We start from the raw sequence: 17,434 nt of genomic DNA on the forward strand, positions 1-17,434 counted from the left end.
GATGATTAATGACAAAGTTAGTTGATATTACAAATATTATTCGTAGTAAAAATTCTGGGCCATATGAATTAACTATGGATATAATGTTTAAAACCTTGGAAGATTATGAAAACGTATGTAGCAGTAAAATAATTAACGAAAAGTTAATTTGTGAATTATACAAAATAAACAAAGAAGATATTATTAATATTATAGAATTTAAGCCAGCTAATGCAATAAAAATAACAATAAAAAGACCTATTGCATCAGGTGACCTAGGCGAAACTGATGTTTATGGTGCTCAACAACATGCACCACTTCTAAGTATAGAATTTTAATTAAAATAAAGACAATTATTTATATATTATAAGTAATTGTCTTTATTTTTGTATTAAAGATACAAATTGATAATCTTATACATATATGCTAATATTTACATATAAGCTGACTCTAAAGACATGGTCTAAGGGGAAAGGGATTAGTGTTAAATATCTCTAATTTCTTAAGTGTTTTCTTATGAAGAGGCATCTAAAAATGTCAATATTTATCAGCTGAATAAATATTATTGGGGGTAAATTTATGAAAAAAATTTTTGCAGTACTTATGTCATTATTAATTACCTTAAGTCTTGCTGTAGGGTGTAGTTCTAAGAATAATGAGCAAGAAAGCAAAGCACCAGTTACAGTAAATGTGGGAGCACCAGATGGGCTACCAGCTATAGCAATTGCAAAATTGTCACAGGAAAATCCGGAAGTAAAAGAAGGCTACAAAGTTAAATACACTCTTGAAGCAACTTCTGATGCTTTATCCACTGATGTAATGAAGGAAGCTTTAGATATTGCCATAGTACCATCAAATATGGCTTCAATTGCTTACAATAAAACATCGAATTATCAAATTGCTGGAACAGTAGGTATGGGATCTTTTTATCTAGTAAGTAGTGATAAAGATGTAAGTGGATTAAACTCATCATTAGAGGGAAAAGAAGTAGGAAATATAGGTAAAGGATTGACTCCAGATATAACAGTTCAAGCATTATTAAAGGAACAAAAAGTTGATTCATCAGCTATTAAATTTAATTATTCTAATGAAGCTAGTGATTTAGTATCATTATTAGCAACAAATAAATTGTCAACAGGTATAGTACCAGAACCAGCACTTAGTGGATTACTTACAAAAAATCCTGATTTAAAGGTTATATGTGGTGTAAATGATACTTGGAAAGATGTATTTAAAAATGAAAATGGATACCCACAGTCAACTTTAATTGTTAAATCATCTTTTGCAAAAGAAAATCCTGAGTTTGTATCAAATTTCATAAAAACATTAGATGAAAATATAAAATATACAAATGAGAATCCTAAAGAGGCAGGAGAATTGGCTATTAAGTTTGGAGTAAATATAAAGGCAGCTTTATTAGTAAAAGCTATCGATAGAACTAATCTGAAGTTTATATCTATTGATGATTGTAAAGATGACTATACTAATTATTACAATAGTTTATCCTCTTTTAATCCTAAGGTGTTAGGTGGAAAAGTTCCAGATGAAAATATATATTATACACAAAAATAAATAGATTTTAAATTCCTTGCTAATATTTTAGTAAGGAATTTTTTATTACTTCCAATCTATTAATTTGAGTGAGTGGATTGAAGCCAAATTATATGGGATATTGTGTCAAAAAATATAAAAAACAATATATTAATATAGGAGGTGTTAATATGGGTAAAAAATATCTTATTGCCCTAGATGATGGTCATGGCATGGAAACACCAGGAAAGAGAACTCCACCACTAAAAAATGATTTGTATATAGATGGAAAGTTAATAAGAAAAAAAGGTGAAGTTATTAAAGAAAATGAGTTTAATAGAGCTGTTGTTAAATATTTGGAAAAAGCTTTAAAAAGATGTGGATTTGATGTATTGTTAGTTGCACCAGGAGATAGTGATGTACCTTTGAAAACTAGAGTTATTAGAGCCAACTCAGCTGGTGCAGATGCTTACGTTAGCAAACATTATAATGCAGTGGGAGAGAAATGGCAGAGTAAGGTGAAAGGTCCAGTAACAATAATACATTACAATTCCTCAAGCAAGTCAAAAGAATTGGCTAAAAATGTGCATGAAGAGCTTTGGAAACTTCATAAAGATTATAATTGTAAAAATTTTGGAGTTGGAAAAGATACAGATATTTCTGGATTTAGTTTGTATGTATTAAGAAACACAAAAATGCCTGCAATTCTTACTGAATCAGGATTTATGGATAATATGACTGAAGCTGTGAAAATGTTAGATCCTACATTTCAAAAATTAGATGCAGAAGGAACCTGTAAAGGAATATGCAAAACTTTCGGAGTAAAATATATTGATCCAAATAATGAAGAAAATGAAGATAAAAATGAAGATGAAAAAAATAATGAAGAATATTATACATCTGTAAAGTATATAAAAGTTAAGGTAAAAGAATTAAACATAAGAAACTCAGCATCCTGGGAAAAAAATGCAATTAGTGGAACTGTGAAAAAAAATGAAATATTTACAGTAGTAAAAAAAATTAAAGCAGGAAATAGTTATATGTATAAGCTAAAATCAGGATACTTTATTTCTGCAGATTCAAAATATGTGGAAAGTATTGTAAAGTAATTATTTATGATAAGCATTTATTTAAGGATAAATGCTTATTTAAGTATGATAAGGAATATATTAATTGTTATTAAATAATTTACCTGGGTATTGGGGAAAATAATTACAATATAATAAATCTGAGGTGATGAGATGAATAATAAAATGATTGATTTAAATCAAAAAAAACATGCTTATTTGACTAATAATTATGAGGATAGCTTTAGTAATTATGAGTGGAACAATGATGATATTCTAATGTTAGATGACTATGTGCCAATTAATGATGACTATAAAAATGAATATAGTAAAAAATACTCATTTCCACAAAAAAAAGGATTTACATTTAAGTAAAATAAATATAAATAATATATAAGTTATTAAATAAATACTTTGTTGACTTCAATAAAGTATTTTTAGATTGTCTTATGTTAGTATAATGATTTGTGCTAGAATAATAATGAAAATAAGAATAGGGAGATTGTTTGATATGAATGAAAATGTGCAATGGGTAAATGAAAAAAAAATAGAAAAAACTATAAATAATTTACAAAAAAATAATATTAAAGGCTATTATGCAAAAAGTAATGAAGAACTTATAAATATTATTAAAGATATTGCAAAGGAAGGTGAAATGGTATCTGTTGGGGGCTCTATGACTCTTTTTGAAACTAAAGTAATAGATTTGCTTAGAAGTGGAAGATATAACTTTTTAGATAGATATGAAGAAAACCTTACACCTGCTGATATGAAAGAAATATATAGAAAATCTTTTTATGCTGATACATATTTTTCATCTACAAATGCTATTACAGAAGAAGGAGAAATTTTCAATGTAGACGGAAATGGAAATAGAGTGGCTGCCATGCTATATGGGCCAGATAAAGTTATACTAGTAGTTGGGGTGAATAAAATAGTAAAAAGCATAGATGAAGCTGTAAATCGTAATAAAAATTTAAGTGGTCCTGCAAATGCAAAAAGATTAAATACTGCTACTCCTTGTGCAAAAGTAGGATATTGTATGGACTGTAAAAGTGATGATAGGATATGTTGTGAATATACAGTTATAAAAAGACAAAGAACTAAAAATAGAATGTATGTCATATTTGTAAATGATATATTAGGATTTTAACTGGAGGGAATATGAAAAAAGTTAAGTTTATTTATAACCCAAATTCAGGAGAACGAAGAATTTCTCATGAACTTGATAAGATAATAGAAGTATATCAACATTACGGCTATGTTGTAGTACCTTTTAGACTTTGCAAAAACAGATCAGTAAACGATGCTTTTTTTGACATAGAATTTAATTATGACCACATATTGATTTCAGGTGGGGATGGAACAGTAGATTTAATTTTAAATGCTATAAAAGCTTTAAATATAAATATTCCTATAGGAATTTTACCATGTGGTACTGCCAATGATTTTGCAAAAGCCGTAAATCTTCCTTTTGACGTAAAGGATGCAATTGAAAGAATTGTTAATACAAGACCTAAAAAAATTGATATTGGAAAAATTAATGATAAATATTTTATTAATGTGGCAAGTGCAGGAATGTTTACAGATGTATCTCAAAAAATTAATCCAGATTTTAAAAACTCCATCGGAAAAGTTTCATACTACTTAAAAGGTATTGAAGAAGCATTATATATGAGAAAGTTTAGTATTGAAGTGAAATCAAAGGAAGTAGAGTATGATGGAGACATGTACTTAATGTTAATTTTTAATGGAAAAACTGCTGGAAATATTAATCTTGCATATAAAGCTAAGGTAGACGATGGGTTATTAGATGTAATTATAGTTAAGAATGTTATGTTTCCTAATATTTTACCATTACTTAGAAGTATCTTAAAAGGTGAGCATCTTGAAGGATATAATAAAGATGAAATATTATATTTTAAAACAAATAAATTAAAAATAGATTGCAAAGATGACTTGATTACTGATATTGACGGAGAAAAAGGCCCAGATTTTCCTTTAGAGATTGAGTGTATTAAAGATGGAATACAATTATTGGGTTATTAAAATTTAAATAAAGTTATTTTGACAAAATGCATAATCATCAAAAAAAAGGTTAATATATATGTAGAGATTGATGAAGGTCAATCCAACTTAATCTAATCATAAATATGTGTGTTTGTGATTTCCTTGGGAGTTTAAGTATATTTGATATTTTTTAATATCCATCAAATATAATGAAGATACTAGATTCCTCAGCTACTATCGTGCAGATAGTTATGATTCAAAACCCAGGGATTGAAACAGTGACTAGTTTGCAAACTATGTTTGATGAAACAATTGAGGTAAGGGCTAAGTGAAAACTTTTGTCCTGGAAAAAGCACTGATTTGGAGACTATAATCCCCAAAATAGTGCTTTTTCTTTTGTCTTTAAAATCTATGTAATATTCTATACTAAATAAAAAAGACTATGAAAATCATAGTCTTTTTTATTATATTTAATTATTTTCCTGGCTTAAAAGAACTTTTAAGAGGAACTATTCTATTGAATACAAGTTTCTCTGGAGTAGTATACTTAGTATCTACTGAGAAGAAACCATTTCTAACAAATTGGAATTTGTCTAATGGTTTAGCATCCTTTATTGCAGTTGGTTCTACAAAACCTTGTAATACTGTAAGTGAATTAGGATTTATTTGGTCTAAGAAGTGTTTACCTTCATTTTCTGGAGCATCATCTAATATTAGTGGCTCAAATAATCTAAATTCAGCAGGAACAGCAGTTTTAGCATCTACCCAATGAACTGTACCCTTAACCTTACGACCAGTAAATCCTGAACCAGATTTAGTTTCTGGGTCATAAGTTCCGTGGATTTCTACCACATTACCATTTTCGTCTTTTATAACGTCTGTACATTTTACGAAGTAAGCACCTTTTAATCTAACTTCATTTCCTGGGAAGAATCTTCTGTATTTTGGTATAGGTTCTTCCATAAAGTCATCTCTCTCTATGTAAACTTCTCTACTAAATGGAACTTCTCTTGTACCAGCTTCTTCATTTTTAGCTATATTTTCAAGTTCTATCATTTCACTTTGATCTTCAGGATAGTTTGTTATAACTAATTTTAAAGGATTTAATATTCCCATAGCAAGTTGAGCCTTTGGTTGTAAGTCTTCTCTTAAGAAGTGATCAAATAATCTACTATCAACTTTAGAATCAGCTTTTGATACACCTATTTCAGCGCAGAAGTTACGTATACATTCTGGAGTATATCCTCTTCTTCTTACACCTGATATAGTAGGAAGACGAGGATCATCCCATCCATCAGCAATTCCTTCATCAACTAGTAATTTTAATTTTCTTTTACTCATTACTGTATTTGTTAAGTTAAGTCTAGCAAATTCAATTTGTCTTGGAATATTTTCCATTTCACATTCTCTAACAACCCAGTCGTATAAAGGTCTTTGATCTTCAAATTCTAGAGTACATATAGAGTGAGTTATTCCTTCTATAGCATCTTCTAGTGGGTGAGCAAATGAGTACATAGGGTATATGCACCATTTATCTCCAGTGTTGTGATGAGATGCATGAGAAATTCTGTATATAACAGGATCTCTAAAGTTTATATTAGGAGAAGACATATCTATCTTAGCTCTTAAAACTTTTTTACCATTTTCAAATTCACCATTTTTCATTCTTTCAAATAAATCTAAGTTTTCTTCTATAGATCTATTCCTATATGGACTATCAAAACCTGGCTCAGTTAAAGTCCCACGAGTCTCTCTTATTTCATCAGCAGATAAATCGTCCACGTATGCTTTACCTTTTTTTATTAAGATAATAGCTCTTTTATACATTTCATCAAAATAATCAGATGCAAAGTATAAGTTATTCCAATTAAATCCTAACCACATTACGTCTTCTTTTATTGAATTAACATATTCATCATCTTCTTTTAGTGGATTTGTATCATCAAATCTCATATTAACTGTTCCCTTTAATTCATTAGCTAATCCAAAGTTTAAGCAAATACTTTTAGCATGTCCAATATGTAAATATCCATTTGGCTCTGGCGGGAAACGAGTTATTATATGATCGTGTTTTCCTGATTCTAAATCGTCAACTATTATGTTTTTTATAAAATTATTTGAAATTGTTTCGTTTGACATATTTTTACCTCTCTATTCATTTTATTAATTTTAATATGTAATAAGTTCTATCATAATCATATTATTAATTTTAATTCAATATGGAAAAAAAATAAAGTATATTTATATATTTTGGTAGCTAATAACTATTATATTTAACATTATTAAACAAAATCAATATTTTTATTAAGATTATATAAAAAAAATTATATAATATTTCCAATTTTTTTAAAAGTATGTATAAAAGTACATATATTTTGTCCATTATTAATAATAATAAAGCTAAATATGAATTGAATGAATTTGAATATTATGATAAAATCAGAAGGTAAGAAAATTGGGGGTGCAGAAATGAGAAAAATTTATATAGTAACAACTTATACGGGAACTCTCTTATCTTATTTAATAAGAAAAGTTAGTAAAAGTCCCTATGCTCATATTTCTTTATCTTTAAATGAAGATTTATCACCCATGTATTCATTTGGGAGATTAAATCCTAAAACACCTATATTTGCAGGTTTTGTAGAAGAAAATATAAATGAAGGCTTATATGAAATAAAGCAAAATGCGCTATGCCGAGTATATTCATTAAATGTTGATTATTATAGTTATGAAAAATTAGTAAAAAATATAATGAAAGTAAACAGCAATAGAAATAGATATAATTATGATGTTAAAGCTTTAGTATATTTATCATTTAATAAATCAAGAGAAAAAGAATATAGATATGTATGTTCACACTTTGTGGCAGATATGCTTTATAAAAGTGGTATTAATATATTTGATAAGTCGCCATCACTAGTGAAGCCGGAGGACTTTTATAATAACCAAAATCTTAATTTAGAATACGAAGGATTATTATGTAATTATAATATTAAAAATGAAAGAAATATGCTAAGTCATATGACTTGTTAAAAATTACCATATATTACTATGGTAATTTTTTATTTTCTATTATATATTATTTATTAATCTAAACATGTAAAAAAAAGGTTATAATAGTAATAAGAGGTATAATGGAAAGGAGAAAAAATGAAAAAAATATTTAAAACTTATGGGATAGCTTTATTAATAGTAGCTATTTATGCATTTGTAAAACTACCAGTACTGAGGTTTGATTTCACATCAGGATTTACAATGCTAATTTTATTCTTTGTTTTAGCTGGTGTTCTTGACATGATGCTTGATAGAGGAGAAAGAACATCTAAAAGTGCAAAAAATAACTTTTTAATAGCAGGTGTTTTGTTAGTTGTAATTATTATTATTCCATTCTTTGTAACATCTCCTATATTTAGAGCTAGTTCTTATAAAGACTTACTTGGAAAAGTAGAGGAAAGTGTTTTTACAGAAGATGTGAGTCCAGTAAGTGTGGATAAAATTAGAATTGTAGACAAAGATATGGCAATAAAATTAGGAGAAAAAAAACTTGGGGAAATACCAGCAATAGGAAGTATATCTAAAGTTGGTGACTACTCAATACAAAGTGTTAAAGGGGAATTATATTGGATTGCACCTCTCGTGCATAGAGATATTATAAAATGGATAACTAATTTAGAGGGTACTAATGGTTATATTATGGTATCAGCAAGTGATCCGCAAGACGTGAGATTAGTTCAAAACCTTGATGGGAAACAACTTAAAATAGTATATCAAGAAGAAGCATATTTCTTACAAGATTTACATAGACATGTTTATCTAAATGGTGGTATGAAATATGGTATGACTGATTTTAATTTTGAAATTGATGACAATGGAAAGCCTTATTGGGTTGTAACTTTATATGAACATGCTGTTGGATATGGAGGATCAAATGCAGTAGGAACAGCTATTGTGGATGCTCAAAGTGGAGATGTTAAAATATACTCAATTAAAGATACACCGAAGTGGGTAGATAGAATACAACCAGAAAGCTTTATAGTGGACCAAATAAATAATTGGGGACTATATGTAAACGGATTTTTAAATTCAGTAATATCTGAAGAAGGTGTATTACTACCATCAGAGGGAACTTCCTTAGTATATGGAAAAGATGGAAAATCATATTGGTATACAGGAATTACTTCGGCAGGAGCAGATGAATCAACAGTAGGATTTATGTTAGTTGATTCTAGAACAAAGGAATCAAAATTGTATATGCAAACTGGAGCAACAGAAACTGCAGCTATGACAACTGCAGAAGGAAAAGTACAAGAAAAAAATTATAAAGCAACTTTCCCAGTTATGTATAATATTCTTGGAAAGCCAACATATGTGCTAGGCTTAAAAGATAAGGCTGATCTTGTAAAAATGGTAGCATTTGTATCTGTTGAAGATTATAGCATAATAGGAATGGGAGATACAAAAGAAGATGCCTATAAAAATTATAAAGAAGCATTAGAATCTAAAGGGAACGATATTGATTTTAACACAAGTGAAAACTTACAAAAAGTAGAAGGAACTGTATCTAGAATAAACCAAGATGTAAAAAGTGGAAACACAACATATTATATTACATTAAAAAATAATAAAGAATTAATATTTACAGGGACATCAAAAATATCTTCAGAGCTACCTTTAACAATGGTAGGAGATAAGGTAAGTATATCTTATGATAAAACAGATTCAAATATAATAAGCATTGCAGAGTTTGATAATATTAATATTGGAAAAACAGAAAAAACTGCAAATAAAGAAGAAAATAGTGAAAAAATTGATAATAAAGAAAAAACTGAGTAATATAAAATAGAATATATTAACAAAAAAAGGAAGAAAATTTTAATCTTCCTTTTTTTATTTGTAAATTTTATTAAGTGATTTTAATATAATATAGTACAACTTGGTAAAAACAGCTTCAAGGAGATTGACTATGGTGGGATTAGAAAAAGATATTTTGTATTTAGTAAGTAGAGTAAGATGCGTCACAGAAAATCAAGTGGGAAAAGTATTTAATAGTAAAAAAAGAAATGGCAAAAAACCCCTAAAGAGGACATTGAGAAAAATGTGTAATGATTATACTTTGAGAAAGTTTCCATGTAATGTTAACTATACAAATTTTAAAGATAATTCAGGAGTTTATTATCTAAATGGAAGTAATATTGAAAAGGGAAAGAGTTTAACAAAAATGTTACTAGGTTCTGAAATTGCAATTAGATTAAATAGTGCAGGATATGAAACTGTTAGATTTTATAGAAATGCAAAAGTAGGAGATGAAACTTATGATATATTTATAGAATATATAAATCCCTATGGAGAAAGACTACAAGTATTAATAGACATTGAACTGGATGAAAGCTTTAGATGTTCAAAGTATAGCAATATTTCTAATGATATTGATAACTCGACCATACCATTTTTTATGGTACCAAAGGTTATTGTTATATCTTCTAGAGAACAAAAGCATAATAAGTGTAATATTAATGAACATATATATTTCTTAGATACATCTTTGAATAGATTATTTAATTATTTGTAAAATAAATAAATAGTTTTATGATTTTTATTGCATCTTAAAGTATGTTATGCTATTAATATATTATTAATAAAAAAAGATAAGAACCTAAGGTAGAGGCGCTGTACTTAATAGTACTAACATATAGCTGGCAAGCAATTATATGTTAGGAAAGGAATTACAGCCGAAGGTAGCTTATAGGCATATAAGCTATCTGGACTTATGCAAAACATGTATAAGGCTGTCACTTTTATTCGTAAGAGCAATGTAGCAACAGATCTGTTTTTAAGGTCGTTGGCGACATGAGCGAAGCGAATTTTTTCTAAGTGTTGAGCTACAAGGTTTACTATGGCTAATTTTAACGTCCAAAGTATACCTTTGGGCGTTTTATTTTTTTTTATGCAATTTCATAATTTAAGGGGTGGTAATAGTGAGCAAAGTAGTTGTTCAAAAGTATGGTGGAAGTTCTGTATCTAGTACTGAAAAAATTAAGCTTATTGCAAGTAAATTAATAGAAAGAAAAAAGAAAAATGCTAAGATTGTTGTTGTAGTTTCAGCTATGGGAGATACAACTGACGATTTTATAAGTTTAGCAAAAGACATAACTAAATCTCCAGACAAAAGGGAACTGGATGTGTTAATGTCTACTGGTGAAATGATATCTGCATCTTTATTATCAATGAGTTTAAACTCTTTAGGATGTGAAGCAGTGAGTTATAATGCTTATCAATTAAATATTAAAACTAGTGGACTTCATGGAAAATCATTAATAGATGATATCGATGTTAGTAAAATAAATGAAAGTTTAGATGGTGGGAAGATTGTAATAGTAACAGGATTTCAAGGTTTAAATGATGAAGGAGATATAACTACTTTAGGAAGGGGAGGCTCAGATACTTCAGCTGTGGCTTTGGCTGTAAAATTAGAAGGAATTTGTGAAATATATACTGATGTTGATGGTATCTATTTTACAGATCCAAGAAAATTTAGTGAAGCTAAAAAAATAAAAGAAATCGAATATGAAGAAATGTTGGAATTGGCAAGTTTAGGGGCCCAAGTAATGCATTCGAGAAGTGTGGAGTTGGCACAAAAATATAATGTGGAGTTATATGTAGGATTATCTTGTAGTGATATTAAAGGAACATACATAAGGGGGAATAAAGAAATGAAATTAGAGGATAAAGTTATTACAGGTCTTGCAACTTGTGATGAAGATGCAGCCATAACAATAGTAGATATAAATATGGAAGATGTATCTAAATTATTTGAAAAAATAGCTGTAGATGGAGTTAGTATTGATATGATAAGTCAGACAGCGCCATTTAATGGGAAAGTAAATGTGTCATTCACTATACCAAAGGATGATTTAATGGAATGTGAACAAATAGTTGGTTGCTTTGTACCAAGGGATAGTATTGTTATAGATGAACAAATAACAAAGTTTTCTTTAGTAGGTCTTGGCATGAAAAATACTAGTGGTGTTGCTTCGAAGGTGTTTAAAATATTTAGTGATAATAACATAGCTGTAAAATTAATTACGACATCTGAAATAAGAATTACATGTGCAATAAACTCTTCTTCGAAAGAAGTGGCAATAAGAGAAATAGCAAAAGAATTTAATTTATAAAATAGGAGGATAATATGAAACTTCATGGCACAATGGAAATAAAAGATAGTAATTTATACATAGGTGGGGTAAGTGCACTAGATTTAGCAAAAAAATACGAGACACCTCTTTATGTATTTGATGAGGAATTAATTAGAAATAATTGCAAAGAATATAATAAATATTTTAAGGTTAAAGAAAATAATAATAAAATTGCATATGCAGGGAAAGCTTTTTTACCTAAATATATGTGCAATCTAATAGATGAAGAAGGATTATATTTAGATGTTGTTTCTGGCGGAGAATTATTTACAGCTTATAAATCTAATTTTCCTATGGAGAAAATATTATTTCATGGAAATAACAAAACAATAGATGAGATTAGAATGGGTGTTGAGTTAGGTGTAGGAGTGTTTGTAGTAGATAATTTCTATGAATTAGATATATTAGAAAAGCTTTGTAAAGAAAAAAATATGATACAAGACATATTTTATAGAGTAACTCCTGGTATCGATGCGCATACTCACAAATATATTAGAACAGGTCAAATAGACTCTAAATTTGGTTTTGCATTGACAAATGGTGATTTTTATATGGCAGTAGAAAGATTAAAAGAATATAAAAATGTAAAATTAATTGGTATTCATGCTCATATTGGTTCGCAAATATTTGAGGTAGAACCTTATGAAGAAGAAGTTGATGTTATGTTTAACTTGGTAAAAAAATTAAAATATGAATATGATATAGAAATAAAAGAGATAGACTTTGGTGGTGGTATAGGTGTTTACTATACTAAGGAAGATAAGCCTAGAAGTATTAAAGAATTTTGCGAGAAAATTATAAATAAATGCAATGAAAAATGCAAAGAATTAAATATGAAGATGCCTACTCTTATATTAGAACCAGGTAGATCTTTAGTTGCAAATGCTGGAAGTACTTTATATTCTATTGGATCAATTAAAAATATTAAGGATGTAAGAACTTATGTAAGTGTAGATGGTGGGATGACTGATAATATAAGACCTTCTTTATACCAAGCAGGGTATGAATGTGCTATTGTAAATAAAATGAATAATGAAAAATCTGAACATAAGGTAACTATTGCTGGAAAATGTTGTGAAAGTGGAGATATTTTAATATCAAATACTAGTATATTAAATATCGAAAGTGAAGATGTATTAATAACAACGTCTACAGGAGCTTACGGATACTCTATGGCATCAAACTATAATAAAATACCTAAAAATCCAGTTGTATTTGTAAATAAAGGTAACGATAAATTAATATGTAAAAGACAAAGTTATGAAGATTTATTGTCTTTAGAGTTATAGAATAAAAAAGTTCTTTACTACTAAAAAAGTAAGGAACTTTTTTATATTAAAAATAAAATTGTATAAATACTTATTAATGTATAAATATAATTATATGAGATTTTATGATGTGCAAAATTAGTGTTTATGATAAACTATATTATACAACAGGGAGGATTTTCATGAAAAAGAAATTATTATTAATATTAGTTTTAATAACTGTTTTGACAGGTGGATGTAGTAAAATAACTGGAAAAAGTTCTTTAATAAAAGGACAAGAAAAACTTGAAAATCATAAATATGGTGAGGCCTTAACTTTATTATCTCAAGCCTTAAATGAAGATTCAGAAAATGAGTCAGCTAGAGCAATGTATATGCAAGCAAGAAGGATGCAAAATGCAGAGAATTACGAGAAAAAACATGATTATGAGAAAGCAATAAAAGAACTGGATTCAATTGTAAATATAAATGCAGGTTCTAAACAAATTAAGAGAGAATCAATAAATAAAAAAGCAGAACTTGAAAAATTACAAAAAACTGCTGAAAAAGAAGCTTTAGAAAGAAAAGAAAATGCAAAAAAAGCTTCTGAAAAAGACATTAATAAATTAGAATCAGAAATGATTTACAATAATAAGAAAAAAGAAGAAGAAAAGAAAAAACAAGAAACTGAGGAAAGTAATAAAGAGGAATTAAGAAAAGATCCTATAAAAGAAGAAACTGAAGATAAAAAAGATAATTCACAAACAAACACAGACCCACAATTAAAAGATACAAGTGATAATAAATAAGTAGATAAAGCTAATTATAAATAAACTGCCGTATGCAGTTTATTTTTTTATTTTATAGGAAATATAAATAATAGATAAAAATATCTTGTGAAAATTTGTCACATATATTAGTATTTACTATGGACAAAAAAATAATTAAAGGAGTAAATATGAGAATAAACAAATATATAGCTTCTTGTGGAGTAGCATCTAGAAGAAAAGCTGAAGAACTTATTTTAAATAAAAAAGTAAAAGTAAATGGAAAGTTAATAGAAGAATTATCTTTTCAAGTTGATGAGCAAATAGACACTGTGGAAGTTGATGGAGTAAAAATATCTCTTGACTCAAATTTAGTATATATATTATTAAACAAACCAGAAGGATACATAACAACAGTTAAAGACCAATTTGAAAGGCAAAGTGTAATAGACTTATTAAGTGATATAAAAGAAAGAGTATTTCCTGTGGGGAGATTAGATTATGAAACAAGTGGCCTTTTATTGCTTACTAATGACGGTGATTTAACGTATAAATTAACTCACCCTAAACACGAAATTGACAAGACATATATTGCTATGGTGAAAGGTCAGTTAAGTGAAGAAGAAATTAGAAATTTTAAATCTGGTCTATATATAGAAGATTATAAAACCGCATCAGCTAAAATTAAAGTTGTATATTATGATAAAAATAAAGATATATCTAAGTTAGAAATAAAAATACATGAAGGTAAAAATAGACAAGTAAGAAAAATGTGTAAAGCTATAAATCACCCAGTACTTAGACTTAAAAGGGTAGCTATGGGTAAAATAACTTTAAAAGACTGTAAAATAGGTGAATACAGATATTTAACAGAAGAAGAAATAAATTATCTTAAAAATATATAGAGGTAGATTATGTTAAGAGCAAAATATATAAATAAAATAACTGAAGTAAACAAAATATTTTTAGAGAAAATTATTGAAAAAGGCCATGTAGTAATTGATGCTACAATGGGAAATGGGTATGACACAGTATACTTAGGAAATTTAGTCGGAGAAACGGGGAAAGTATATGCATTTGATGTTCAAGAAGAAGCTCTAACTTCTACAAGAAAAAAAGTTATAAGAGATAATATGGAGGATAGAGTTGAACTAATTCTAGATGGACACGAAAACTTAGATAAATATGTTAAAGAAGACGTAAGTTGTGTAGTATTTAACTTAGGGTACTTACCAAGGGCGAAACACATGGTTATTACGAAACCAGAGACTACTTTAGAAGCCATCAAAAAAAGTTTAGAATTATTAAAAGCAAATGGCGTAATAAGTATAGCTGCATATATAGGACATGAAGGTGGCCTTGATGAAAAAAATTACATATGTGAATACTTAGACAATTTAGATCAAAAACAATACAATGTATTGCGTATGGAGTTTACAAATCAAATAAATAATCCACCGCAACTTATTCTAGTAGAAAAAAAAGGTTAAGAAATATATAATTTTGCTGCCTTATAAAAAATATATTGAACAATGAAAAAATGAAATAATATTTTATAACTTAATATAAACAGTGGTATAATTAAGTTATAAGTATGAATAATTTACAAATACTTCATATTTTTCACAAAAGAAAGAGGAGCATATTATGGAATTTACAAATAATATAAATGATAGTAAACAATTAATTTCAATTATACAATCTCGTTATCCTAAAATGAGTAAGGGGCAAAAACTTATAGCCCAATATATTATTAAAAATTATGATAAAGTAGCGTTTATGACTGCAAGTAAACTTGGGGAAACTGTAGGTGTTAGTGAGTCTACTGTGGTAAGGTTTGCTAATGCTTTAGGATATCCAGGATACCCTAAATTACAAGATGCATTACAAGAGTTAATAAAAAATAAATTAACAACAGTACAAAGGGTCGAAATGGCCAATGATGACTATTCTGATGATGCAACAATACTAAGTAAGGTTCTAAAAAGTGATATAGATAATATAAGAGGAACTTTGGAAGAAATTGATGCAAAAGCTTTTAAGGATGCTTCAGAAGAAATATTAAAAGCCAGAAAAATATATATTTTAGGTATGAGAAGTTCTCACGTTATAGCTCAATACCTAGGATTTTATTTAGATTTAATATTAGACAATGTTCATGTAATAAGACTAGACATGGGAGACGTTTTTGAACAAATAGTTAGAATAAACGAAGAAGATGTAATAATAACATTTAGTTTTCCTAGATATTCTAAAAAATCATATCAAGTTGTTGATTATGCTAAAAATAAGGGAGCTCATATAATATCAATTACGGATAGTTATTTTGCGCCAGTAGCATGTTTATCTGATAATACTCTTTTAGTAAAGAGTAATATGGCGTCATTTGTTGACTCTTTAGTTCCTGCTATGACTGTAGCCAACGCACTTGCCATATCTGTTGGTATGAAAGAGAAAGAAGAAATAAAAAAATACTTCGATGACTTGGAAAAAATATGGAAACAGTATTCTATATATGAATAAAATTAATTAACTCATAGCAGCAACCATATGTATTTGTTATAATTTCAACAAATGCGTTGTTTAGAATTTTGAATTTATTAAAAAACTTATTGACATATAATTAGAAAATGAATAATATTATTAATAAAAATATGATAAATTCATTGAAGAAGAGAGTAAGATAAATTAAATTAATAGAGAGCCGGGAATGGTGGAAGCCTGGCAAGGAAATTTATTCTGAAAAGAGCTTTGGAGAAGGTTATTAGAAAAGAAAGTACAATAATCGGTTGTCCGCCTTAACAATTAGAGTGGTAACACGGTAAAATATAGTCTTTTGGTGTAAAAGCCAAGGGACTTTTTTAGTTCTCAAAAATTATATTTTATAATTATTACTTTAATTTAAGTAATATCTTAATAATTAGAGTGGTGCCGCGGATATTCGCCTCTTAGTTTATAACTAAGGGGCTTTTTATTTTATTTAAAAGGGGAAAATGTAATGAATAAAATTAGCTTGATATAAGATACAGCTAAGGTGCTAGGAAGATATTATAATGGAATCGAGTTTAGAGGATATAAGCAAGAAACAGTGGAGATACTAGCTAAATACTAAGGAGTACCAGTGTACAATGGCTTAACAGACACATATCATCCTACACAAATGTTGGCTGATTTACTTACTGCAACAGAATATGTAGATAAGTCATTTGATAAAATAAAATTTGTTTATGTTGGTGATGCAAGAAATAATATGGGAAATTCTTTGATGATTGGATACGCTAAACTGGGTATGAATTTTGTGTCTCTTGCACCAAAAGAATTATGGCCAAATAAAGATTTGTTAGAAGAAATGAAAGAAGTTGCTTCTAAATCTAAAGGAAGTATAACATTAACAGAAAGCATAGCAGATGTTTGTGGGGCAAAAATGATTTTTATGAAGGATAATAATTTTTACTATACTTTTTTCATATGCAAATTAAAGTGATTACTTTGTAAACTTAGATAAGTAAATACTGTTTATAATAATTAGAAAAGTTACAGTATATTAAAATAAATTAAGCAAATTGAAAAATCAAACATAAAATACTTTGATTTTTAATGAATTATGCAAGAATAAAAAAAAATAATGCAAAAAACAGAAA

17 protein-coding genes and 1 riboswitch are annotated in these 17,434 nt (G+C 27.9%); of the genes, 16 read left to right on the forward strand and 1 reads right to left on the reverse strand.

The genetic code is table 11. From position 1 onward, the window contains the following. The first annotated feature begins 8 nt into the window (after window positions 1-8). The 6 genes from TEGL_RS09530 (at window position 9) to TEGL_RS09555 (ending at window position 4,625) form a co-directional block, all read left to right on the forward strand. Window positions 9-317 carry a DUF4387 domain-containing protein gene (locus tag TEGL_RS09530; protein ID WP_018591036.1) on the forward strand — a complete coding sequence of 103 codons (309 nt, stop codon included), beginning with the start codon at window positions 9-11 and terminating at the stop codon, window positions 315-317. Window positions 318-558: 241 nt separating this feature from the next. Further along, complete coding sequence (locus tag TEGL_RS09535; protein ID WP_018591035.1) at window positions 559-1,551, forward strand: ABC transporter substrate-binding protein; 993 nt, start codon at window positions 559-561, stop codon at window positions 1,549-1,551. Window positions 1,552-1,700: 149 nt separating this feature from the next. Continuing rightward, complete coding sequence (locus tag TEGL_RS09540) at window positions 1,701-2,618, forward strand: N-acetylmuramoyl-L-alanine amidase (RefSeq protein WP_018591034.1); 918 nt, start codon at window positions 1,701-1,703, stop codon at window positions 2,616-2,618. Between the two features lie 132 nt (window positions 2,619-2,750). After that, window positions 2,751-2,951 carry a hypothetical protein gene (locus tag TEGL_RS09545; RefSeq protein WP_018591033.1) on the forward strand — a complete coding sequence of 67 codons (201 nt, stop codon included), beginning with the start codon at window positions 2,751-2,753 and terminating at the stop codon, window positions 2,949-2,951. Between the two features lie 136 nt (window positions 2,952-3,087). Then, window positions 3,088-3,729, forward strand: a complete 642-nt coding sequence (locus TEGL_RS09550) for a lactate utilization protein (protein WP_018591032.1) — start codon at window positions 3,088-3,090, stop codon at window positions 3,727-3,729. An 11-nt stretch (window positions 3,730-3,740) separates the two neighbouring features. Next, on the forward strand, window positions 3,741-4,625 hold the full coding sequence (locus TEGL_RS09555) for a YegS/Rv2252/BmrU family lipid kinase (RefSeq protein WP_018591031.1): 885 nt from the start codon (window positions 3,741-3,743) through the stop codon (window positions 4,623-4,625). 435 nt (window positions 4,626-5,060) lie between these two features. On the opposite strand, the gene TEGL_RS09560 is transcribed toward TEGL_RS09555, so the two are convergent. Further along, entirely contained in the window at window positions 5,061-6,725 is a 1,665-nt protein-coding gene (locus TEGL_RS09560) for a glutamine--tRNA ligase/YqeY domain fusion protein (protein ID WP_018591030.1), read from the reverse strand. Window positions 6,726-7,055: 330 nt separating this feature from the next. Between TEGL_RS09560 and TEGL_RS09565 the strand changes: the two genes are divergently transcribed. From TEGL_RS09565 to TEGL_RS09610, 10 genes are all read left to right on the forward strand, one after another. Next, complete coding sequence (locus TEGL_RS09565) at window positions 7,056-7,619, forward strand: hypothetical protein (RefSeq protein ID WP_018591029.1); 564 nt, start codon at window positions 7,056-7,058, stop codon at window positions 7,617-7,619. A gap of 117 nt (window positions 7,620-7,736) precedes the next feature. After that, entirely contained in the window at window positions 7,737-9,419 is a 1,683-nt protein-coding gene (locus TEGL_RS09570) for a hypothetical protein (RefSeq protein WP_018591028.1), read from the forward strand. A 130-nt stretch (window positions 9,420-9,549) separates the two neighbouring features. Continuing rightward, complete coding sequence (locus tag TEGL_RS09575; protein ID WP_018591027.1) at window positions 9,550-10,155, forward strand: hypothetical protein; 606 nt, start codon at window positions 9,550-9,552, stop codon at window positions 10,153-10,155. 82 nt (window positions 10,156-10,237) lie between these two features. Next, a riboswitch (Lysine riboswitch) is annotated at window positions 10,238-10,440 on the forward strand. Window positions 10,441-10,561: 121 nt separating this feature from the next. Then, complete coding sequence (locus tag TEGL_RS09580) at window positions 10,562-11,758, forward strand: aspartate kinase (RefSeq protein WP_018591026.1); 1,197 nt, start codon at window positions 10,562-10,564, stop codon at window positions 11,756-11,758. 14 nt (window positions 11,759-11,772) lie between these two features. Further along, the gene (lysA, locus tag TEGL_RS09585; RefSeq protein WP_018591025.1) at window positions 11,773-13,068 is read left to right on the forward strand and encodes a diaminopimelate decarboxylase; all 1,296 of its coding nucleotides are present in this window, start codon (window positions 11,773-11,775) and stop codon (window positions 13,066-13,068) included. A gap of 161 nt (window positions 13,069-13,229) precedes the next feature. Next, a complete protein-coding gene (locus TEGL_RS09590; protein WP_018591024.1) occupies window positions 13,230-13,835 on the forward strand; it encodes a tetratricopeptide repeat protein in 606 nt (201 codons plus the stop codon). 149 nt (window positions 13,836-13,984) lie between these two features. Beyond that, window positions 13,985-14,698: a pseudouridine synthase gene (locus TEGL_RS09595; RefSeq protein ID WP_018591023.1), complete on the forward strand. Its 714-nt coding sequence runs from the start codon at window positions 13,985-13,987 to the stop codon at window positions 14,696-14,698. A 9-nt stretch (window positions 14,699-14,707) separates the two neighbouring features. Continuing rightward, window positions 14,708-15,283 (forward strand): tRNA (mnm(5)s(2)U34)-methyltransferase, encoded by a 576-nt coding sequence (locus tag TEGL_RS09600; RefSeq protein ID WP_018591022.1) that lies wholly within the window; start codon window positions 14,708-14,710, stop codon window positions 15,281-15,283. A gap of 157 nt (window positions 15,284-15,440) precedes the next feature. Next, a complete protein-coding gene (locus TEGL_RS09605) occupies window positions 15,441-16,316 on the forward strand; it encodes a MurR/RpiR family transcriptional regulator (protein WP_018591021.1) in 876 nt (291 codons plus the stop codon). A 598-nt stretch (window positions 16,317-16,914) separates the two neighbouring features. Then, a complete protein-coding gene (locus TEGL_RS09610; RefSeq protein ID WP_018591020.1) occupies window positions 16,915-17,277 on the forward strand; it encodes a hypothetical protein in 363 nt (120 codons plus the stop codon). The last annotated feature ends 157 nt before the right edge of the window (window positions 17,278-17,434 follow it).

This window comes from Terrisporobacter glycolicus ATCC 14880 = DSM 1288, from assembly GCF_036812735.1.
Lineage (GTDB): Bacteria > Bacillota > Clostridia > Peptostreptococcales > Peptostreptococcaceae > Terrisporobacter > Terrisporobacter glycolicus.